Below are 14,624 nucleotides of genomic sequence, written 5' to 3'. Positions count from 1 at the left end.
CTCAGAATGTCCCCAGGCTGACCGCCCTCACCTTCTAGGAACCTGCAATGTTGACCACGTTCCCGCAACTGCTGCTCAAGCACGCCGCCGAGCGCCCCACAGCACCGGCGCTGCGTGAAAAGGAATACGGCATCTGGCAGACCCACAGCTGGGCAGACCTGGCACGGCTGGTGGAGACTGTGGCTGCGGGGCTGCGCCAAGCCGGGTTGCAACGCCACGAGCACATGGTGGTGATTGGCGCCAACCGCCCCCGCCTGTACGCAACCATGCTGGCCGCCCAGTCGCTGGGCGCCATCCCCGTACCGCTGTACCAGGACGCCGTGGCGGCCGAATGCATCTACCCACTCAACAACGCCGAGGTGCGGTTTTGCCTGGTGGAAGACCAGGAGCAGGTCGACAAGATGCTGGAGATCCGCGAGCAATGCCCGCAGATCGCCCGCATCTTCTATGACGACCCACGGGGCCTTCGCAACTACAACGAACAAGGCCTGGAGTCGCTGGATGCGCTGATCGAATCGGGCACCGCCTTTGTGGCGCAAAACCCAGGCTGGTTCCAGGCCGAAGTGGCCCAGGCCCGCCCCGACGATGTGGCAGCCATGTTCTTCACCTCAGGCACCACCGGCAACCCCAAGGGCGTGGTGCACACCCACAGCACGCTGCTGGACCGCGCCAGCGCGGGGGCCGAGTTCGACAAGCTCACCAGCAGCGAAGAGGTGCTGGCCTACCTGCCACCCGCCTGGATCGGACAGAACATCTTCAGCTACGCGCAGTGGCTGGCCTGCGGCTACGTGGTCAACTGCCCCGAGTCGGCCAGCACGGTGACCATCGATCTGAAGGAAGTGGGCCCCACCTACTACTTTGCGCCACCGCGCATCTTTGAAGGTCTGCTCACCAGCGTGATGATCCGCATGGAAGACGCGGGCGCCTTGAAGCGCAAGATGTTCGAGGCCTGCATGCGCGTCGCCAAACGCGTGGGCCCCGCACTCATGGACGGCGAGCCCGTGGGCACCCTCGACCGCATCAAGTACGCATTGGGCAATGTGCTGGTGTACGGCCCGCTGCGCAACAACCTGGGTTTCAGCCGCGTGCGCGTGGCCTACACGGCGGGCGAGGCCATTGGCCCCGACCTGTTCACCTTCTACCGCTCCATCGGCATCAACTTGAAGCAGCTGTACGGCTCCACCGAAACCGCCGTGTTCGTGTGCCTGCAGCCCGACAACCAGGCGCGCGCCGACACGGTGGGCGTGCCGATTCGCGGTGTGGAAATCAAGGTGGCCGACAACGGCGAGATCCTGGTCAAGTCGGCCGGGCTGCTCAAGGAGTACTACAAGAACCCGGCCGCCACGGCCGAGGTGCTGACGGCGGACGGCTGGTACCACACCAGCGATGCGGGCTTTCTGGACGCCCACGGCCACCTCAAGATCATTGACCGCGTGAAAGACGTGGGCCGCATCCAGGGTGGCGCCAACGACGGTGCCATGTTTGCGCCCAAGTACGTGGAGAACAAGCTCAAGTTTTTCCCGCACATCAAGGAAGTGGTGGCCCTGGGCGACAAGCGCGAGAAGGTCTGCGTGATGGTCAACATCGACTTCGACGCCGTGGGCAACTGGGCCGAACGCCGCAACCTGCCCTACGCGGGCTACACCGACCTGGCCCAAAAACCCGAGGTGTACGAACTGATCCGCGAGTGCATCGAGAAGGTCAACGCCGACCTGGCCACCGATGCCCTGCTGGCGGGCAGCCAGGTCAGCCGCTTCCTGGTGCTGCACAAGGAACTGGACGCCGACGACGGCGAACTCACCCGCACCAACAAGGTCCGCCGGGGCTTCATTGCCGAGAAATACGGCGTGCTGGTGGATGCGCTGTACGCAGGCCGCACCGAGCAATACATCGAGACCCAGGTGAAGTTTGAAGACGGCCGCACAGGCAGCGTGAGCGCCACGCTCAAGCTGTCAGACACCAAGACCTTTGCACCTGTGAAGAGTGCCGCATGAAGCCCGCGCTCTACCCGCTGGAGAAGCCCCCCACCATGACCACCAAGAAGATCGGCGACGTCATCCTCGACGTCAAGAACATCAGCCTCCGGTTTGGCGGCGTGAAGGCGCTCACCGACATCTCCTTCAACGTCCGCGAGCATGAGATCCGCGCCATCATCGGCCCCAACGGCGCAGGCAAGAGCTCCATGCTCAACTGCATCAACGGCGTGTACACGCCGTCCGAGGGCTCCATCACCTTCCGGGGCAAGACGTTTGACCACATGAACTCGCGCCAAGTGGCCGAGATGGGCGTGGCGCGCACCTTCCAGAACCTGGCGCTGTTCAAGGGCATGAGCGTGATCGACAACATCATGACCGGCCGCAACCTCAAGATCAAAAGCAACCTGCTCTTGCAGGCCCTGCGCTGGGGCCCCGCCGAGCGCGAGGAGATTCGCCACCGCGAATATGTCGAGCACATCATCGACTTCCTGGAAATCCAGGCCTACCGCAAGACCCCAGTGGGCCAACTGCCCTACGGCCTGCAAAAGCGCGTGGACCTGGGCCGCGCCCTGGCCATGGAGCCGCAGGTGCTGCTCCTCGATGAACCCATGGCAGGCATGAACGTGGAAGAGAAGCAGGACATGTGCCGCTTCATCCTGGACGTGAACGATGAGTTCGGCACCACCATCGTGCTCATCGAGCACGACATGGGCGTGGTGATGGACATCAGCGACCGCGTGGTGGTGCTGGACTACGGCAAGAAGATCGGCGACGGCAGCCCCGACGAAGTGCGCAGCAACGAAGACGTGATCAGTGCCTATCTCGGCACCTCGCACTGATCAGGAGAAGACAACATGGCATTCTTTCTTGAAACACTGATCGGCGGCCTGATGGCCGGCATGCTGTATTCGCTGGTGGCGTTGGGCTTTGTGCTGATCTACAAAGCCTCGGGCGTGTTCAACTTTGCGCAGGGCGCCATGGTGCTGTTCGCAGCACTGGCCATGGCCCGCTTTGCCGAATGGATTCCGAAGTGGACCGGCATCGACAACCCCATCGTGGCCAACCTGGCCGCCTTCGTGATTGCGGGCGCCATCATGTTCGTGGTGGCCTGGCTGATTGAAAAGCTGGTGCTGCGCCACCTGGTGAACCAGGAAGGCGCCACGCTGCTGATGGCCACGCTGGGCATCACCTACTTCCTCGAAGGCCTGGGCCAGACGCTGTTTGGCAGCGACATCTACAAGATCGACGTGGGCATGCCCAAGGAGCCGATCTTTGCGCTGGAGTCCATGTTCCAGGGCGGCATCCTGATCAACAAGGAAGACGTGATTGCCGCCGCCATCGCCGCGGCACTGGTGGCCCTGCTGTCGGTGTTCTTCCAGAAGACTTCCACCGGCCGCGCCCTGCGCGCCGTGGCCGACGACCACCAGGCCGCCCAGTCCATCGGCATTCCGCTCAACCGCATCTGGGTGATCGTGTGGTGCGTGGCCGGTGTCGTGGCGCTGGTCGCCGGGATGATCTGGGGCAGCAAGCTCGGCGTGCAGTTCTCGCTCACTACCGTGGCCCTGCGGGCACTGCCCGTGGTGATCCTGGGCGGCCTCACTTCGGTGCCCGGCGCCATCATCGGCGGGCTGATCATTGGCGTGGGCGAAAAGCTGTCGGAGGTGTACCTGGGCCCGTTCGTGGGCGGGGGCATCGAGATCTGGTTTGCGTATGTGCTGGCGCTGGTGTTCCTTCTCTTCAGGCCCCAGGGGCTCTTTGGCGAGAAGATCATTGATCGCGTCTGAACCATCACAAGAACAACAGGAGACACCCCATGCTCTACCGCGAAAACGGCCAGTTCAAGACCAGCTACCGCTCCGACCAGCAGATCTTCCCCATCGCGCAGGACCGCATTGCCATCGGGCTCATCCTGGCGGTGGCCTTCCTGGTGGTGCCTGCATTTGCCAGCGACTACATCTTCCGCGCCATCCTGATCCCCTTCGTCATCATGGCGCTGGCGGCCCTGGGGGTGAACATTCTGGTGGGCTACTGCGGGCAGATCTCGCTGGGCTCGGGCGCCTTCATGGCCGTGGGGGCCTACGGGGCGTACAACTTCTTTGTGCGCTTTCCGGGCATGCCGCTGATCCCGGCACTGATCCTGGGAGGCCTGTGCGCCACGTTCTTCGGCATCCTGTTCGGGCTGCCTAGCCTGCGCGTCAAGGGGCTGTACCTGGCCGTGGCCACCCTGGCCGCGCAGTTCTTCAGCGACTGGATGTTCCTGCGCATCAAGTGGTTCACCAACAACTCGGACTCGGGCTCGGTGTCGGTCAACGGCCTGCAGGTGCTGGGCATTCCGATTGAAAGCGCCACCAGCAAATACCTCTTTTGCCTGGCCATTTTGGTGGTGGTGGCCCTGCTGGCCAAGAACCTGGTGCGCGGCGCGATTGGCCGCGAGTGGATGGCGATTCGCGACATGGACGTGGCCGCTGCGGTGATCGGCATCCGCCCCATGTACGCCAAGCTCAGCGCGTTTGCCGTGAGCTCCTTCATCGTGGGCATGGCCGGTGCACTGTGGGCCTTTGTGCACCTGGGCGCGTGGGAGCCTGCAGCCTTCTCGGTCGAAATCTCGTTCCGCCTCTTGTTCATGGTGATCATCGGCGGACTGGGCTCGGTGATGGGCGCGTTCTTTGGCGCCGCCTTCATCGTGGTGCTGCCCATCGTGCTCAACCAGTTCCTGCCCGCGCTCATGGGTCTGTTCGGTATCGAGATTTCCACGGCAGGCGTCTCGCACGCCGAGCTGATGATTTTTGGCGCACTGATCGTGTGGTTCCTGATCGTGGAGCCGCATGGCCTGGCCAAGCTGTGGTCCACCGCCAAGCAAAAACTCCGCCTCTGGCCCTTCCCGCATTGATCCCCTGCCAGTTTTCCCCGTGCTTCAACACATTCATCCAAAGGAGACATCCATGAAGCTTTCCAAAATCGTGATTGCCGCAGCGGTGGTTGCCGCTGGAGCGTCCTCGCTGGCGACCAGCGCGATGGCGCAAGCGAAGGAGCAGTTCTTCCCGCTGCTGTCGTACCGCACGGGGCCGTACGCACCCAACGGTGTGCCATGGGCCAATGGCAAGCAGGACTACATCAAGATGATCAACGCCCGCGATGGCGGCATCAACGGTGTGAAGCTCACTTTTGAAGAATGCGAAACCGGCTACGCCACCGACCGGGGGGTGGAGTGCTACGAGCGCCTGAAGGGCAAGCCCGGCGTGTCGCTGTTCGACCCGCAGGCCACCGGCATCACCTTTGCGCTGACCGAAAAGGCCCCCGTGGACAAGATCCCGCTGATGACGCTGGGCTATGGCCTCTCAGTCGCGCAGGATGGGCAGGCGTTCAAGTGGAACTTCCCCTTCATGGGCAGCTACTGGACGGGCGCGGACATCCTGATCCAGCACTTGGGCAAGGCCAATGGCGGGCTGGACAAGCTCAAGGGCAAGAAGATTGCCTTGGTCTACCACGACAGTCCGTTTGGCAAGGAGCCCATCCCGGTGCTGCAAGAGCGGGCCAAGATGCACGGCTTTGAGCTGCAGATGCTGCCCGTGACGGCCCCCGGCGTGGAGCAAAAAGCCACCTGGCTGCAAGTGCGCCAAAGCCGCCCCGACTACGTGCTGCTGTGGGGCTGGGGCGTGATGAACTCCACCGCCCTGAAGGAAGCCCAGGCCACGGGCTACCCCCGCGACAAGATGTATGGCGTGTGGTGGGCCGGTGCCGAGCCCGATGTGCGCGACGTGGGCGAAGGCGCCAAGGGCTACAACGCGCTGGCGCTGAACGGCTACGGCCAGCAAAGCAAGGTGATCCAGGACATCCTGAAGCACGTGCACGACAAGGGCCAGGGCACAGGGCCCAAGGACGAAGTGGGATCGGTGCTGTACACACGCGGCGTGATCATCCAGATGCTGGCCGTGGAGTCGGTGCGCCGTGCGCAAGAGCGCTTTGGCAAGGGCAAGGTCATGACCGGCGAGCAAGTGCGCTGGGGCATGGAAAACCTGGCCCTGGACCAAAAGAAGCTGGACGCCCTGGGCTTCAACGATGTGATGCGTCCGCTGTCCACCAGCTGCGCCGACCACATGGGATCGACCTGGTCGCGCGTGCACACCTGGGATGGCAAGAAGTGGAACTTCTCGTCCGACTGGTACCAGGCTGACGAGCAGATCCTCAAGCCCATGGTGAAGGCCGGTGCGGACAAGTACCTGGGCGACAAGAAGATGACGCGGCGGGACCCTGCTGATTGCAGTAGCTAAGTACATCCCCCTGAGCGGCTTTGCCGCTTCCCCCTTCTCTCGAATCGCTGGCGCGATTCGGGATGGGGGACGCCACCGGCGCAGCGGGGCGGCCCTTGCGCGGTGGCCCTGGTATTTCAGGCTGCGACCGTCTCAACGGCTGATGACGAAGCGGCAGCATTCCCCGGCAGCCGCCAATCGAAAGGATTGCGATGTACCGCAGCCCTTTCGATTGGCACAGCGAAGGCAACACCATGGACTCTAAAAACATTGTTCTCAACGTCAACGGCATCGAGGTCATTTACAACCATGTGATCCTGGTGCTCAAGGGCGTCTCGTTGCAGGTGCAGGAGGGCTCGATCGTGGCCATCTTGGGGGGCAACGGGGCGGGCAAGACGACCACGCTGCGGGCTATCTCCAACCTGCTCAAGGGTGAGCGCGGCGAGGTGACCAAGGGCAGCATTGAGCTGCGCGGCGAGCGCATCGAGAACCTCTCGCCCGCCGACCTCGTCAAGCGCGGCGTGGTGCAGGTGATGGAGGGGCGGCATTGCTTTGCCCACCTGACGATCGAAGAGAACCTGATGACGGGCAGCTACACCCGCACCAGCAAGGGCGAGATCGAGGCCAATCTGGAGAAGGTCTACAACTACTTTCCGCGCCTCAAAACACGCCGCACCTCGCAGGCGGCCTACACCTCAGGGGGTGAGCAGCAGATGTGCGCCATTGGCCGCGCGCTGATGGCCAACCCCAGCATGGTGCTGCTGGACGAGCCCTCCATGGGCCTGGCGCCGCAGATCGTGGAAGAGGTGTTCAACATCGTGAAGGACCTGAACACCAAGGAGAAGGTCACCTTCTTGCTGGCCGAGCAGAACACCAACATGGCGCTGAAGTACGCGGACTACGGCTACATCATGGAAAGCGGCCGCGTGGTGATGGACGGCGCCGCCAGTGACCTGGCCAGCAACGAGGACGTGAAGGAGTTTTACCTGGGCGTGGGCGGCGGCGAGCGCAAGAGTTTCAAGGATGTCAAAAGCTACAAGCGGCGCAAGCGCTGGTTGGCCTGACGAGCCCCCTGTGGCGCTGCGCGCCTTCCCCCTCAGGGGGACGCACCCGGTGGCCTGGCAAAGCCAGTTCCACGGGTGCGCTGGCGGTGGCCGCGCCGGGGTTCAAGGCAGCGCCCTTTATTGATCTCAGTTCAAAACGTTTTCACTCTCAATTTGATAGCTGCTTGCGCTGGATAGATAAGCGCTAGAGGCCTTTTTGATTCAAACCTACCCAAAGGAACCCTGGCATGAGCACGTTTTATGACGCCTTGGAAACCCGCAGCCCTGCGGAGCGTGAAGCGGCGCTGATGGCGGCGCTGCCTCGGCAGGTGGCGCATGCGCAGCAGGCATCGCCTGGGTTTGCCAGCATTCTGGCGGGGGTGGATGCAGCCTCGGTCACCAGCCGCGCGGCGCTGGCGCAGTTGCCTGTCACGCGCAAGTACGAGCTGCTGGAGCGCCAGCAGGCGGGCCGGGCCAGCAACGTGTTTGGCGGCTTCAGTGCGCTGGGTTTTGGGCCGGGCATGACGCGCGTGTTTGCCAGCCCCGGCACCATCTACGAGCCCGAAGGCACGCGGCCCGACTACTGGCGCATGGCGCGGGCCATTTACGCGGCGGGGTTTCGGCGCGGCGAGCTGATCCACAACAGCTTCAGCTACCACTTCGTGCCTGCGGGCTCGATGATGGAGACTGGCGCACATGCCCTGGGCTGCACCGTGTTCCCCGGCGGCACGGGCCAGACCGAGCAGCAGGTGCAAGCCATGGCCGAGCTGCAGCCTGCGGGCTACATCGGCACGCCCAGCTTTCTCAAGATCATTGTCGAGAAGGCCGCCGAGATGGGCGTGGCCCTGCCCACAGTGACCAAGGCGCTGGTGTCGGGCGAGGCCTTTCCGCCATCACTGCGCGACTGGTTTGCCGAGCACGGCATTGCGGGCTACCAGTGCTACGCCACGGCCGACCTGGGCTTGATTGCCTACGAGACCAGTGCACGCGAAGGCCTGGTGCTGGACGAGGGCGTGATCGTCGAAATCGTGCGCCCTGGCACCGGCGACCCCGTGCCCGAGGGCGAGGTGGGCGAGCTGGTCATCACCACGCTCAACCCCGACTACCCCCTGATCCGCTTTGGCACGGGCGACCTGTCGGCCGTGCTGCCCGGCACCTGCCCCACAGGCCGCACCGGCACGCGCATCAAGGGCTGGATGGGCCGGGCAGACCAGACCACCAAGGTGCGCGGCATGTTTGTGCACCCGGGGCAGGTGGCGCAGATCGCCAAGCGTTTTCCGCAAGTGTTGCGAGCGCGCCTCGTGGTCAGCGGTGAGATGGCCAACGACCAGATGGTGCTGCAGGTTGAGACCACCGAGACCGCCGAGGGCCTGGCCCACCAACTCTCGGACGCCATCCGCGAGGTGACCAAGCTGCGCGGCGAGGTGCAGATGGTGCCGCCTGGCACGCTGCCCAACGACGGCCGGGTGATCGAAGATGCGCGCAGCTACCGCTGACAGCGCGGCAAACGGGATCTAGCGATACCACCCAGAGGGCCAGCGCGCGCCCTTGCGCGGGCCGTGCTGGTGCTGTTGATTTGTCACAAAAACAAGGCAATCTGCACCCCTGACAGGAAGGCTTTGCACGTCCCTCGGCGTCAGGGTTAACCCTTGCATTTGCTATCAAATAGATAGCTTTCAGCGCTCTATATATCAGACCTGCAGCTTGTTTTGATTTAAAACACCACAGCGCACAGGCTACGGACAACCCGTATTACCCTGCGAAAACGCCATCGCTATCATGGCCCCGTCAATCAAAGGAGCATCCATGAAAAATCTGCTGAAACTCTCGCTGGCCGCCGCCGCAGTGGTCACCGCCTTCGGCGTACAAGCGCAAGAGTTCCCGTCCAAAGACAAGACGATCACGCTGGTGGTTCCTTACGCAGCGGGCGGCCCCACCGACCGCGTGGCCCGCGACCTGGCCGAAGCCCTGCGCAAGCCCCTGGGTGTGAGCGTGGTGGTGGACAACACGGCCGGTGCAGGCAGCACCATCGGTACCGCCAAGGCGGCCCGCGCCACTCCCGATGGCTACACACTGCTGCTCAACCACATCAGCATGTCCACCATGCCCACGATGTACCGCAAGCTGTCGTTCAACGTGGCCAACGATTTTGAGTACCTGGGCATCGTCAACGACGTGCCCATGACGCTGATCGCCAAGCCCAGCATGGCCGCCAACAACTACAAGGAGCTGTCGGCCTGGATCAACCAGAACAAGGGCAAGATCAACCTGGGTAATGCGGGCCAGGGCTCGGCATCGCACCTGTGCGGCCTGATGTTCCAAAGCGCGCTGCAGGTGGACATGACCCCTGTGCCCTACAAGGGCACCGCCCCCGCCATCACCGACCTGATCGGCGGCCAGATCGACCTGCTGTGCGACCAGACCACCAACACCACGTCGCAGATCGAAGGCAAGAAGGTCAAGGCCTACGCCGTGACCACCACCAAGCGCCTCACCACGCCAGCCCTCAAAGACCTGCCCACACTGGCCGAGTCGGGTGTGAAGGACTTCAACGTGACGATCTGGCATGGCGTGTACGCGCCCAAGGGCACCCCTGCCGACGTGCTCAAGAAGCTCAACGAAGCCATCAAGGTCGCCCTGAAGGACCCTGAGTTCATCAAGAAGCAAGAAGGCCTGGGCGCCGTGGTGGCCACCGACAAGCGCATCGAGCCCACCGAGCACAAGAAGTTTGTGCAGTCCGAGATCGACAAGTGGGGCGCCGTCATCAAGGCCGCTGGCACTTACGCCGACTGACCCCTGCCGCTGGCGGCAACGCCAGTGCAGCACAAGCCACCGCGCCTTCCGGGCCCGGTGGCTTTTTTTATCGCTGCGGTCCCACTGTTCGGGTAATCCCATCTGCCCTTTGCGCACGCACCCGCGTAGAACACCAGCATGCAGGTCACAGCACCTGCAATGTCTATCGATTCGAAAAGGAATGGCCCCATGACATCGCTGCACCGCGTCCACCCCCCCGCCCGCTCCAGTGCACAAATCCAGGCCCGCAGCCAGGCACGCAGCCGCCGCAAGGCCGTGGCCCTCGCACTCACCCTGACGGCCATGGGCGCCTTGGCGCTGACCGCCGCGGCCTCTTTGCTGGCACCAGGCAAGGCACACGCGCAGACGGCACCCGCAACCGCTGGCTGGCCGACCAAGCCCGTGCGCATCATCGTGCCCTTTGCCCCCGGTGGCACCACCGACATCCTGGCGCGCGCCATGGCGCCCGAGCTGGGCCGCGCCTTCGGGCAGCCCTTCATTGTGGAAAACCGTGCTGGTGCGGGCGGCAACGTGGGCGCCGAGGCCGTGGCCAAGTCTGCCAACGACGGCTACACCCTGCTCATGGGCACGGTGGGCACGCACGGCATCAACCGCGCGCTGTACGCCAAGCTGCCCTACGACCCCATCAAGGACTTTGTGCCCATCACCCTGGTGGCCGCCGTGCCCAACGTGATGGTGATGAACCCCGACAAGGCCAAAGCCCTGGGCGTCGCCAACGTGCAGGATTTCATCAAGGCCGCCAAGGCCAACCCAGGCAAACTGAACATGGCGTCCAGCGGCAACGGCACCTCCATCCACCTGGCGGGCGAGCTGTTCAAGAGCATGACCGGCACCTACATGCTGCACCTGCCCTACCGCGGATCGGGCCCGGCGCTGATGGACATGGTGGCGGGCAACGCCGATGTGATGTTTGACAACCTGCCTTCGTCCATGGCGCAGATCAAAGCCGGCAAGCTGGTGGCCCTGGCTGTGACCAGCAGCCAGCGCTCTGCCGCGCTGCCCGACGTGCCCACGGTGGAGCAGGCTGGCGGCCCGGCCCTCAAGGGCTACGAGGCCAGCTCCTGGTTCGGCCTGCTGGCCCCGGCAGGCACCGCCCCGGACATCGTCAACCGCATCCAGCAAGAGGTCGCCAAGTCACTGGCCAGCCCAGCGGTGAAAGAGCGGCTCACCGCCCAAGGCGCCATCCCGGGCGGCAACACCCCGGCCGAGTTTGCGCGCCACATTGAGCAAGAACACCAGAAATGGGCGGGGGTGGTGAAGGTATCAGGGGCCAAGGTGGATTGAGAGCGCACGGTCACACATGGCAGTGGCCATACAGCGCGCCCCTGCAGTGCGTCCTACCGCGGCGCCTGGCTTGCGCTACACACCCCAGACCACATCGCAGTCTTCTTGCAGGCTGCGGCGCAAAAGATCGATGAAGGGCGCCGCCCGTTGACGCAAGCGCACCGTGTCGCGGGGCTCGTCTTCCGGCGCGTTCGGGTCCGCCTCTGTGGCCTGTTGCGCAGTCTCGCGCAGGCGGGCTTCGTCAGCGGCCACGGCAGCCTCCAGGGCAGCCAGCGCGGCGGGGATTTGCGCGGCAGTCACGATGCCGGTGGACGCTGGCGCTTTGCCAATGATTTGCAGAATCTGCCGCCCCTGGGGTTCCAGCAAGATCAGGTCGGCGGCAGCGCGGGATTTGAATTTGTAGAGCATGGCAAAGCACTCCAGGGCTAAGGTTGAGCGGCAGGGCAATCAAAGCCCAAGCCTAACCGCCTTCTTGCCAGTGCATGTCAGCGCATGCCGACAGATGCCAGGCAGGCCGGAGAATGGACTGCCTGCATCAATTTGAATAAAAAAGGCTGCTAGCGCCTATTCCCAAAGCGCTAGCAGCTATGCTTTCAATAGCACTACATCTGCCGCTGACGACTGCCAGGGGCCCAGGCAGCGCGCAGCCGGGGCGCCACATTGCGCTGCCACAGGCCCAGCACCAGGGGCCCATACAAAATGCACACCAGCGCCCCGGCAATCAGCGGCAGCGCGGCAAACACCCAGCCGGTGAGCAGCTCGCCCCCCAGCGCTACGCCCACCAGCAGGGCCACGGCAGGGTTCACGAACGAGTAGCTGCCCGCCAGCGCGGCCGAGGCGTTTTGCAGCAGCCACAGGTAGGCGTTCAGCGCAATCAGCGTGCCAAACACCAGCAAATACACCCAAGCGGCCCACGACTTGGCAGTGACGTCGGCCAACCGGCCCACAGGCTCCACCCAGGCAGCCACCACCAGGCTGAGGACACCACCCACAAGCCACTGTGCGGCAGAGGCCATGGCGGGCGCCGGCAGCGTGAGCTTGCGCGACGCGTACGAGCCCACGCTCCAGCACAGCGGGGCACTAAACGCCAGCAAGGCGCCCTGCCAGGTGGCCGAGAAGTCGCCCTCCAGCGCCAGCAGCAGCGCGCCCACCACGCCGAGCGCCAGGCCCACCCAACTGGTCAACGGCACGCGCTCGCCGCCCCAGCGCGTCCACAGGGCCAGCCACATGGGCATGGTGGTGACCACCGTGGCCATCAGGCCCGATCCAATGCCCAGCTTCTGCGCCAAGCCGACACAGTTCATGGCGCCGAACACCATGAGCGCGCCCACCAAAGCAGCGTTGCGCCACTGCACGACCGAGGGCAGGGTGTGCCCCTGCCACAGCGCTACGAGCAGCATCACCCCGCCTGCGCACAAAAACCGGATGGCATTCATCCACAGTGGCGGCATGCTTTGCAGCGCAATGCCAATGGCGAAATACGTGGTGCCCCACACCACATACACCAGCAACAAGGCCAGCACCAGCGCCCCAGAGCGCCCCAGACCCCACTTGGACCCTTGCACATTGAAAAATGTCGGCATATTCTTCACCTGACCGAATAATTTATGGAAAACCAGCGGTTTCAGGAATTTTTACCGAATTACAGGCCTTATGCAAGCAAATATTCAGACAGACGACATGGACGCCAGAATTATTTCGGCGCTTGGTGAAGATGGCCGTCGTTCTTATGCCGATGTCGGGGCCGAGGTCGGGCTGTCTACAGCGGCCGTGCACGAACGGGTCAAGAAGCTGCTGGACAAGGGCGTGATCCGCCGCTTTTCCATCAGCGTGGACCCCGACCGCGTGGGGCTGAGCTTCACCGCCTTTGTGGCGATCCGCAACGACGGTGGCATCCACTGCCGCGAAGTGGCCCCGCGCCTGCGCGCCATGCCCGAGGTGCAGGAGCTGCACAGCGTGGCGGGCGAATACGACTTTCTGGCCAAGATCCGCACCACCCACGCCCGCGCCCTGGAAGACGTCATCTACCAGATCAAGGCCATTGAGGGCGTGGCCCGCACCACCAGCACCGTGGTGCTGAGCACCGCCTTTGAAGACCGGCCGCTGGACTTGGGCAAGCGGCTGCCCGGCAAGGCCCCGGCGCAGACCGGCACATGACCGCACCCCGCTACACCCTGGCCTGGGCGCCCCAGCCCGGCACGCTGGGCTGGCTGGCGGGCAGCCACTGGCTGGGCCGCTGCGCCGCGCAATTGCGCCCCCTGCCCCAGCTCGACATTGCCGAAGTGCCGCCCGAGGTGCTGCACCTGCTCACGGCCAGCCCCCGCCAATGGGGCTGGCGCGCCGCCTGGGCACCCAGCTTTGCCCTGGCCGAGGGCACGAACTGGCTCACCCTGCAAGCCACCGTGCACCGGCTGGCCACCCAGTGGCAGCCCATGGCCTTGCCCCCGCTGCAGGTGGTGCGCCACGCAGGCGCACTGGCCTTGGCCCCCGCGCCAGGCCACCGCAGCCACCAGGCCCTGAACGCCTGGGCCACCCAATGCCAGCAAGCCCTGCAGGCGATTGCTGCGCCGCAACCCAAGAGCCAGGTAAGCCACGAAGCAGGGGACGACACGCCCTGGACCTTTCACCTGCCACTGACCGGCCCGCTGCACCTGGTGCAGCCGCCGCTGCAGGACGTGGTGGAAGACGTGGCCCAGCAGTTCTTTGCCGACCTGCCGCCGCAACACATCGACAGCCTGGCGCTGTTTTCACAAAAACACCCGCAAGACGACTTCGTGCTGCTAGACCACTTTGAGCTGGCGCCCGCTACTGCAACTTCAACAGCAACTGAGTCCAACCCGCTATGAGCGTCACCTTTTTTCACAACCCCAAGTGCAGCACCTCGCGCAACGCCCTGGCCCTGGTCCGCGAGCGCGGTGTGGAGCCCACGGTGGTGGACTACCTCAAGCACCCACCCAGCCGCGCCACGCTGCAAGCCCTGGTGGCCAGCAGCGGCCAAGGCGCGCTGTGCCTGGTGCGCACCAAAGAGCCGCTGTTCAAAGAGCTGCACCTGGACGCCCCTGGTGTCACGGACGACCAGCTGCTGGACGCCCTGGCCGCGCACCCCGTGCTGCTCAACCGCCCCGTGGCCAGCAGCCCCCGCGGCACGCGCGTAGGGCGGCCTATTGAGGCGGTGTTGGAGATTCTTTGATCCGCCGCGATGGGCATCCATCCGTCAAGCGTTCACCCAGCGCTTGTCAAAGGGTTAGCACGGTCTG

14 protein-coding genes are annotated in these 14,624 nt (G+C 64.3%); 12 read left to right on the top strand and 2 right to left on the bottom strand.

Annotated features, from left to right (window positions below; genetic code table 11):
- Positions 1-47 precede the first annotated feature (47 nt).
- The 9 genes from CLU86_RS20390 to CLU86_RS20350 all read left to right on the top strand — a co-directional run bounded on the left by CLU86_RS20390 (position 48) and on the right by CLU86_RS20350 (position 11,367).
- Complete coding sequence (locus tag CLU86_RS20390) at positions 48-1,994, top strand: long-chain fatty acid--CoA ligase (RefSeq protein ID WP_099742889.1); 1,947 nt, start codon at positions 48-50, stop codon at positions 1,992-1,994.
- Between the two features lie 35 nt (positions 1,995-2,029).
- Complete coding sequence (locus CLU86_RS20385) at positions 2,030-2,815, top strand: ABC transporter ATP-binding protein (protein WP_099743738.1); 786 nt, start codon at positions 2,030-2,032, stop codon at positions 2,813-2,815.
- 15 nt (positions 2,816-2,830) lie between these two features.
- The gene (locus tag CLU86_RS20380; RefSeq protein WP_099742888.1) at positions 2,831-3,760 is read left to right on the top strand and encodes a branched-chain amino acid ABC transporter permease; all 930 of its coding nucleotides are present in this window, start codon (positions 2,831-2,833) and stop codon (positions 3,758-3,760) included.
- Between the two features lie 29 nt (positions 3,761-3,789).
- The gene (locus CLU86_RS20375; RefSeq protein WP_099742887.1) at positions 3,790-4,866 is read left to right on the top strand and encodes a branched-chain amino acid ABC transporter permease; all 1,077 of its coding nucleotides are present in this window, start codon (positions 3,790-3,792) and stop codon (positions 4,864-4,866) included.
- Between the two features lie 52 nt (positions 4,867-4,918).
- Entirely contained in the window at positions 4,919-6,247 is a 1,329-nt protein-coding gene (locus tag CLU86_RS20370; RefSeq protein ID WP_099657696.1) for an ABC transporter substrate-binding protein, read from the top strand.
- 233 nt (positions 6,248-6,480) lie between these two features.
- Positions 6,481-7,290 carry an ABC transporter ATP-binding protein gene (locus tag CLU86_RS20365; protein WP_099743737.1) on the top strand — a complete coding sequence of 270 codons (810 nt, stop codon included), beginning with the start codon at positions 6,481-6,483 and terminating at the stop codon, positions 7,288-7,290.
- A 227-nt stretch (positions 7,291-7,517) separates the two neighbouring features.
- On the top strand, positions 7,518-8,765 hold the full coding sequence (locus CLU86_RS20360) for a phenylacetate--CoA ligase family protein (RefSeq protein WP_099742886.1): 1,248 nt from the start codon (positions 7,518-7,520) through the stop codon (positions 8,763-8,765).
- A gap of 310 nt (positions 8,766-9,075) precedes the next feature.
- A complete protein-coding gene (locus tag CLU86_RS20355; protein WP_099742885.1) occupies positions 9,076-10,062 on the top strand; it encodes a tripartite tricarboxylate transporter substrate-binding protein in 987 nt (328 codons plus the stop codon).
- A 303-nt stretch (positions 10,063-10,365) separates the two neighbouring features.
- Complete coding sequence (locus CLU86_RS20350) at positions 10,366-11,367, top strand: tripartite tricarboxylate transporter substrate binding protein (RefSeq protein ID WP_099743736.1); 1,002 nt, start codon at positions 10,366-10,368, stop codon at positions 11,365-11,367.
- Positions 11,368-11,442: 75 nt separating this feature from the next.
- Here CLU86_RS20350 and CLU86_RS20345 read toward each other — a convergent pair whose 3' ends face one another.
- Together CLU86_RS20345 and CLU86_RS20340 are read right to left on the bottom strand one after the other, a co-directional pair.
- Positions 11,443-11,775 (bottom strand): DUF1840 domain-containing protein, encoded by a 333-nt coding sequence (locus CLU86_RS20345; protein ID WP_099742884.1) that lies wholly within the window; start codon positions 11,773-11,775, stop codon positions 11,443-11,445.
- A 194-nt stretch (positions 11,776-11,969) separates the two neighbouring features.
- Complete coding sequence (locus CLU86_RS20340; RefSeq protein WP_099742883.1) at positions 11,970-12,950, bottom strand: EamA family transporter; 981 nt, start codon at positions 12,948-12,950, stop codon at positions 11,970-11,972.
- A 97-nt stretch (positions 12,951-13,047) separates the two neighbouring features.
- Between CLU86_RS20340 and CLU86_RS20335 the strand changes: the two genes are divergently transcribed.
- Genes CLU86_RS20335 through arsC form a run of 3 tightly spaced genes read left to right on the top strand, consistent with a single transcriptional unit; the run spans position 13,048 to position 14,557 of the window.
- Complete coding sequence (locus CLU86_RS20335; RefSeq protein WP_099658974.1) at positions 13,048-13,524, top strand: Lrp/AsnC family transcriptional regulator; 477 nt, start codon at positions 13,048-13,050, stop codon at positions 13,522-13,524.
- Positions 13,521-14,213, top strand: a complete 693-nt coding sequence (locus CLU86_RS20330; RefSeq protein ID WP_099742882.1) for a DUF1045 domain-containing protein — start codon at positions 13,521-13,523, stop codon at positions 14,211-14,213. The genes CLU86_RS20335 and CLU86_RS20330 overlap by 4 nt, the downstream gene beginning before the upstream one ends.
- Positions 14,210-14,557 carry an arsenate reductase (glutaredoxin) gene (gene arsC / locus CLU86_RS20325; RefSeq protein WP_099742881.1) on the top strand — a complete coding sequence of 116 codons (348 nt, stop codon included), beginning with the start codon at positions 14,210-14,212 and terminating at the stop codon, positions 14,555-14,557. Before CLU86_RS20330 ends, arsC begins: the two co-directional genes overlap by 4 nt.
- Positions 14,558-14,624 lie beyond the last annotated feature (67 nt).

This window comes from Acidovorax sp. 62, assembly GCF_002754495.1.
GTDB lineage: Bacteria > Pseudomonadota > Gammaproteobacteria > Burkholderiales > Burkholderiaceae_C > Acidovorax.
The sequence above is the reverse complement of the archived record's forward strand: the minus strand, read 5'-3'. Positions and strand labels throughout refer to the sequence as shown.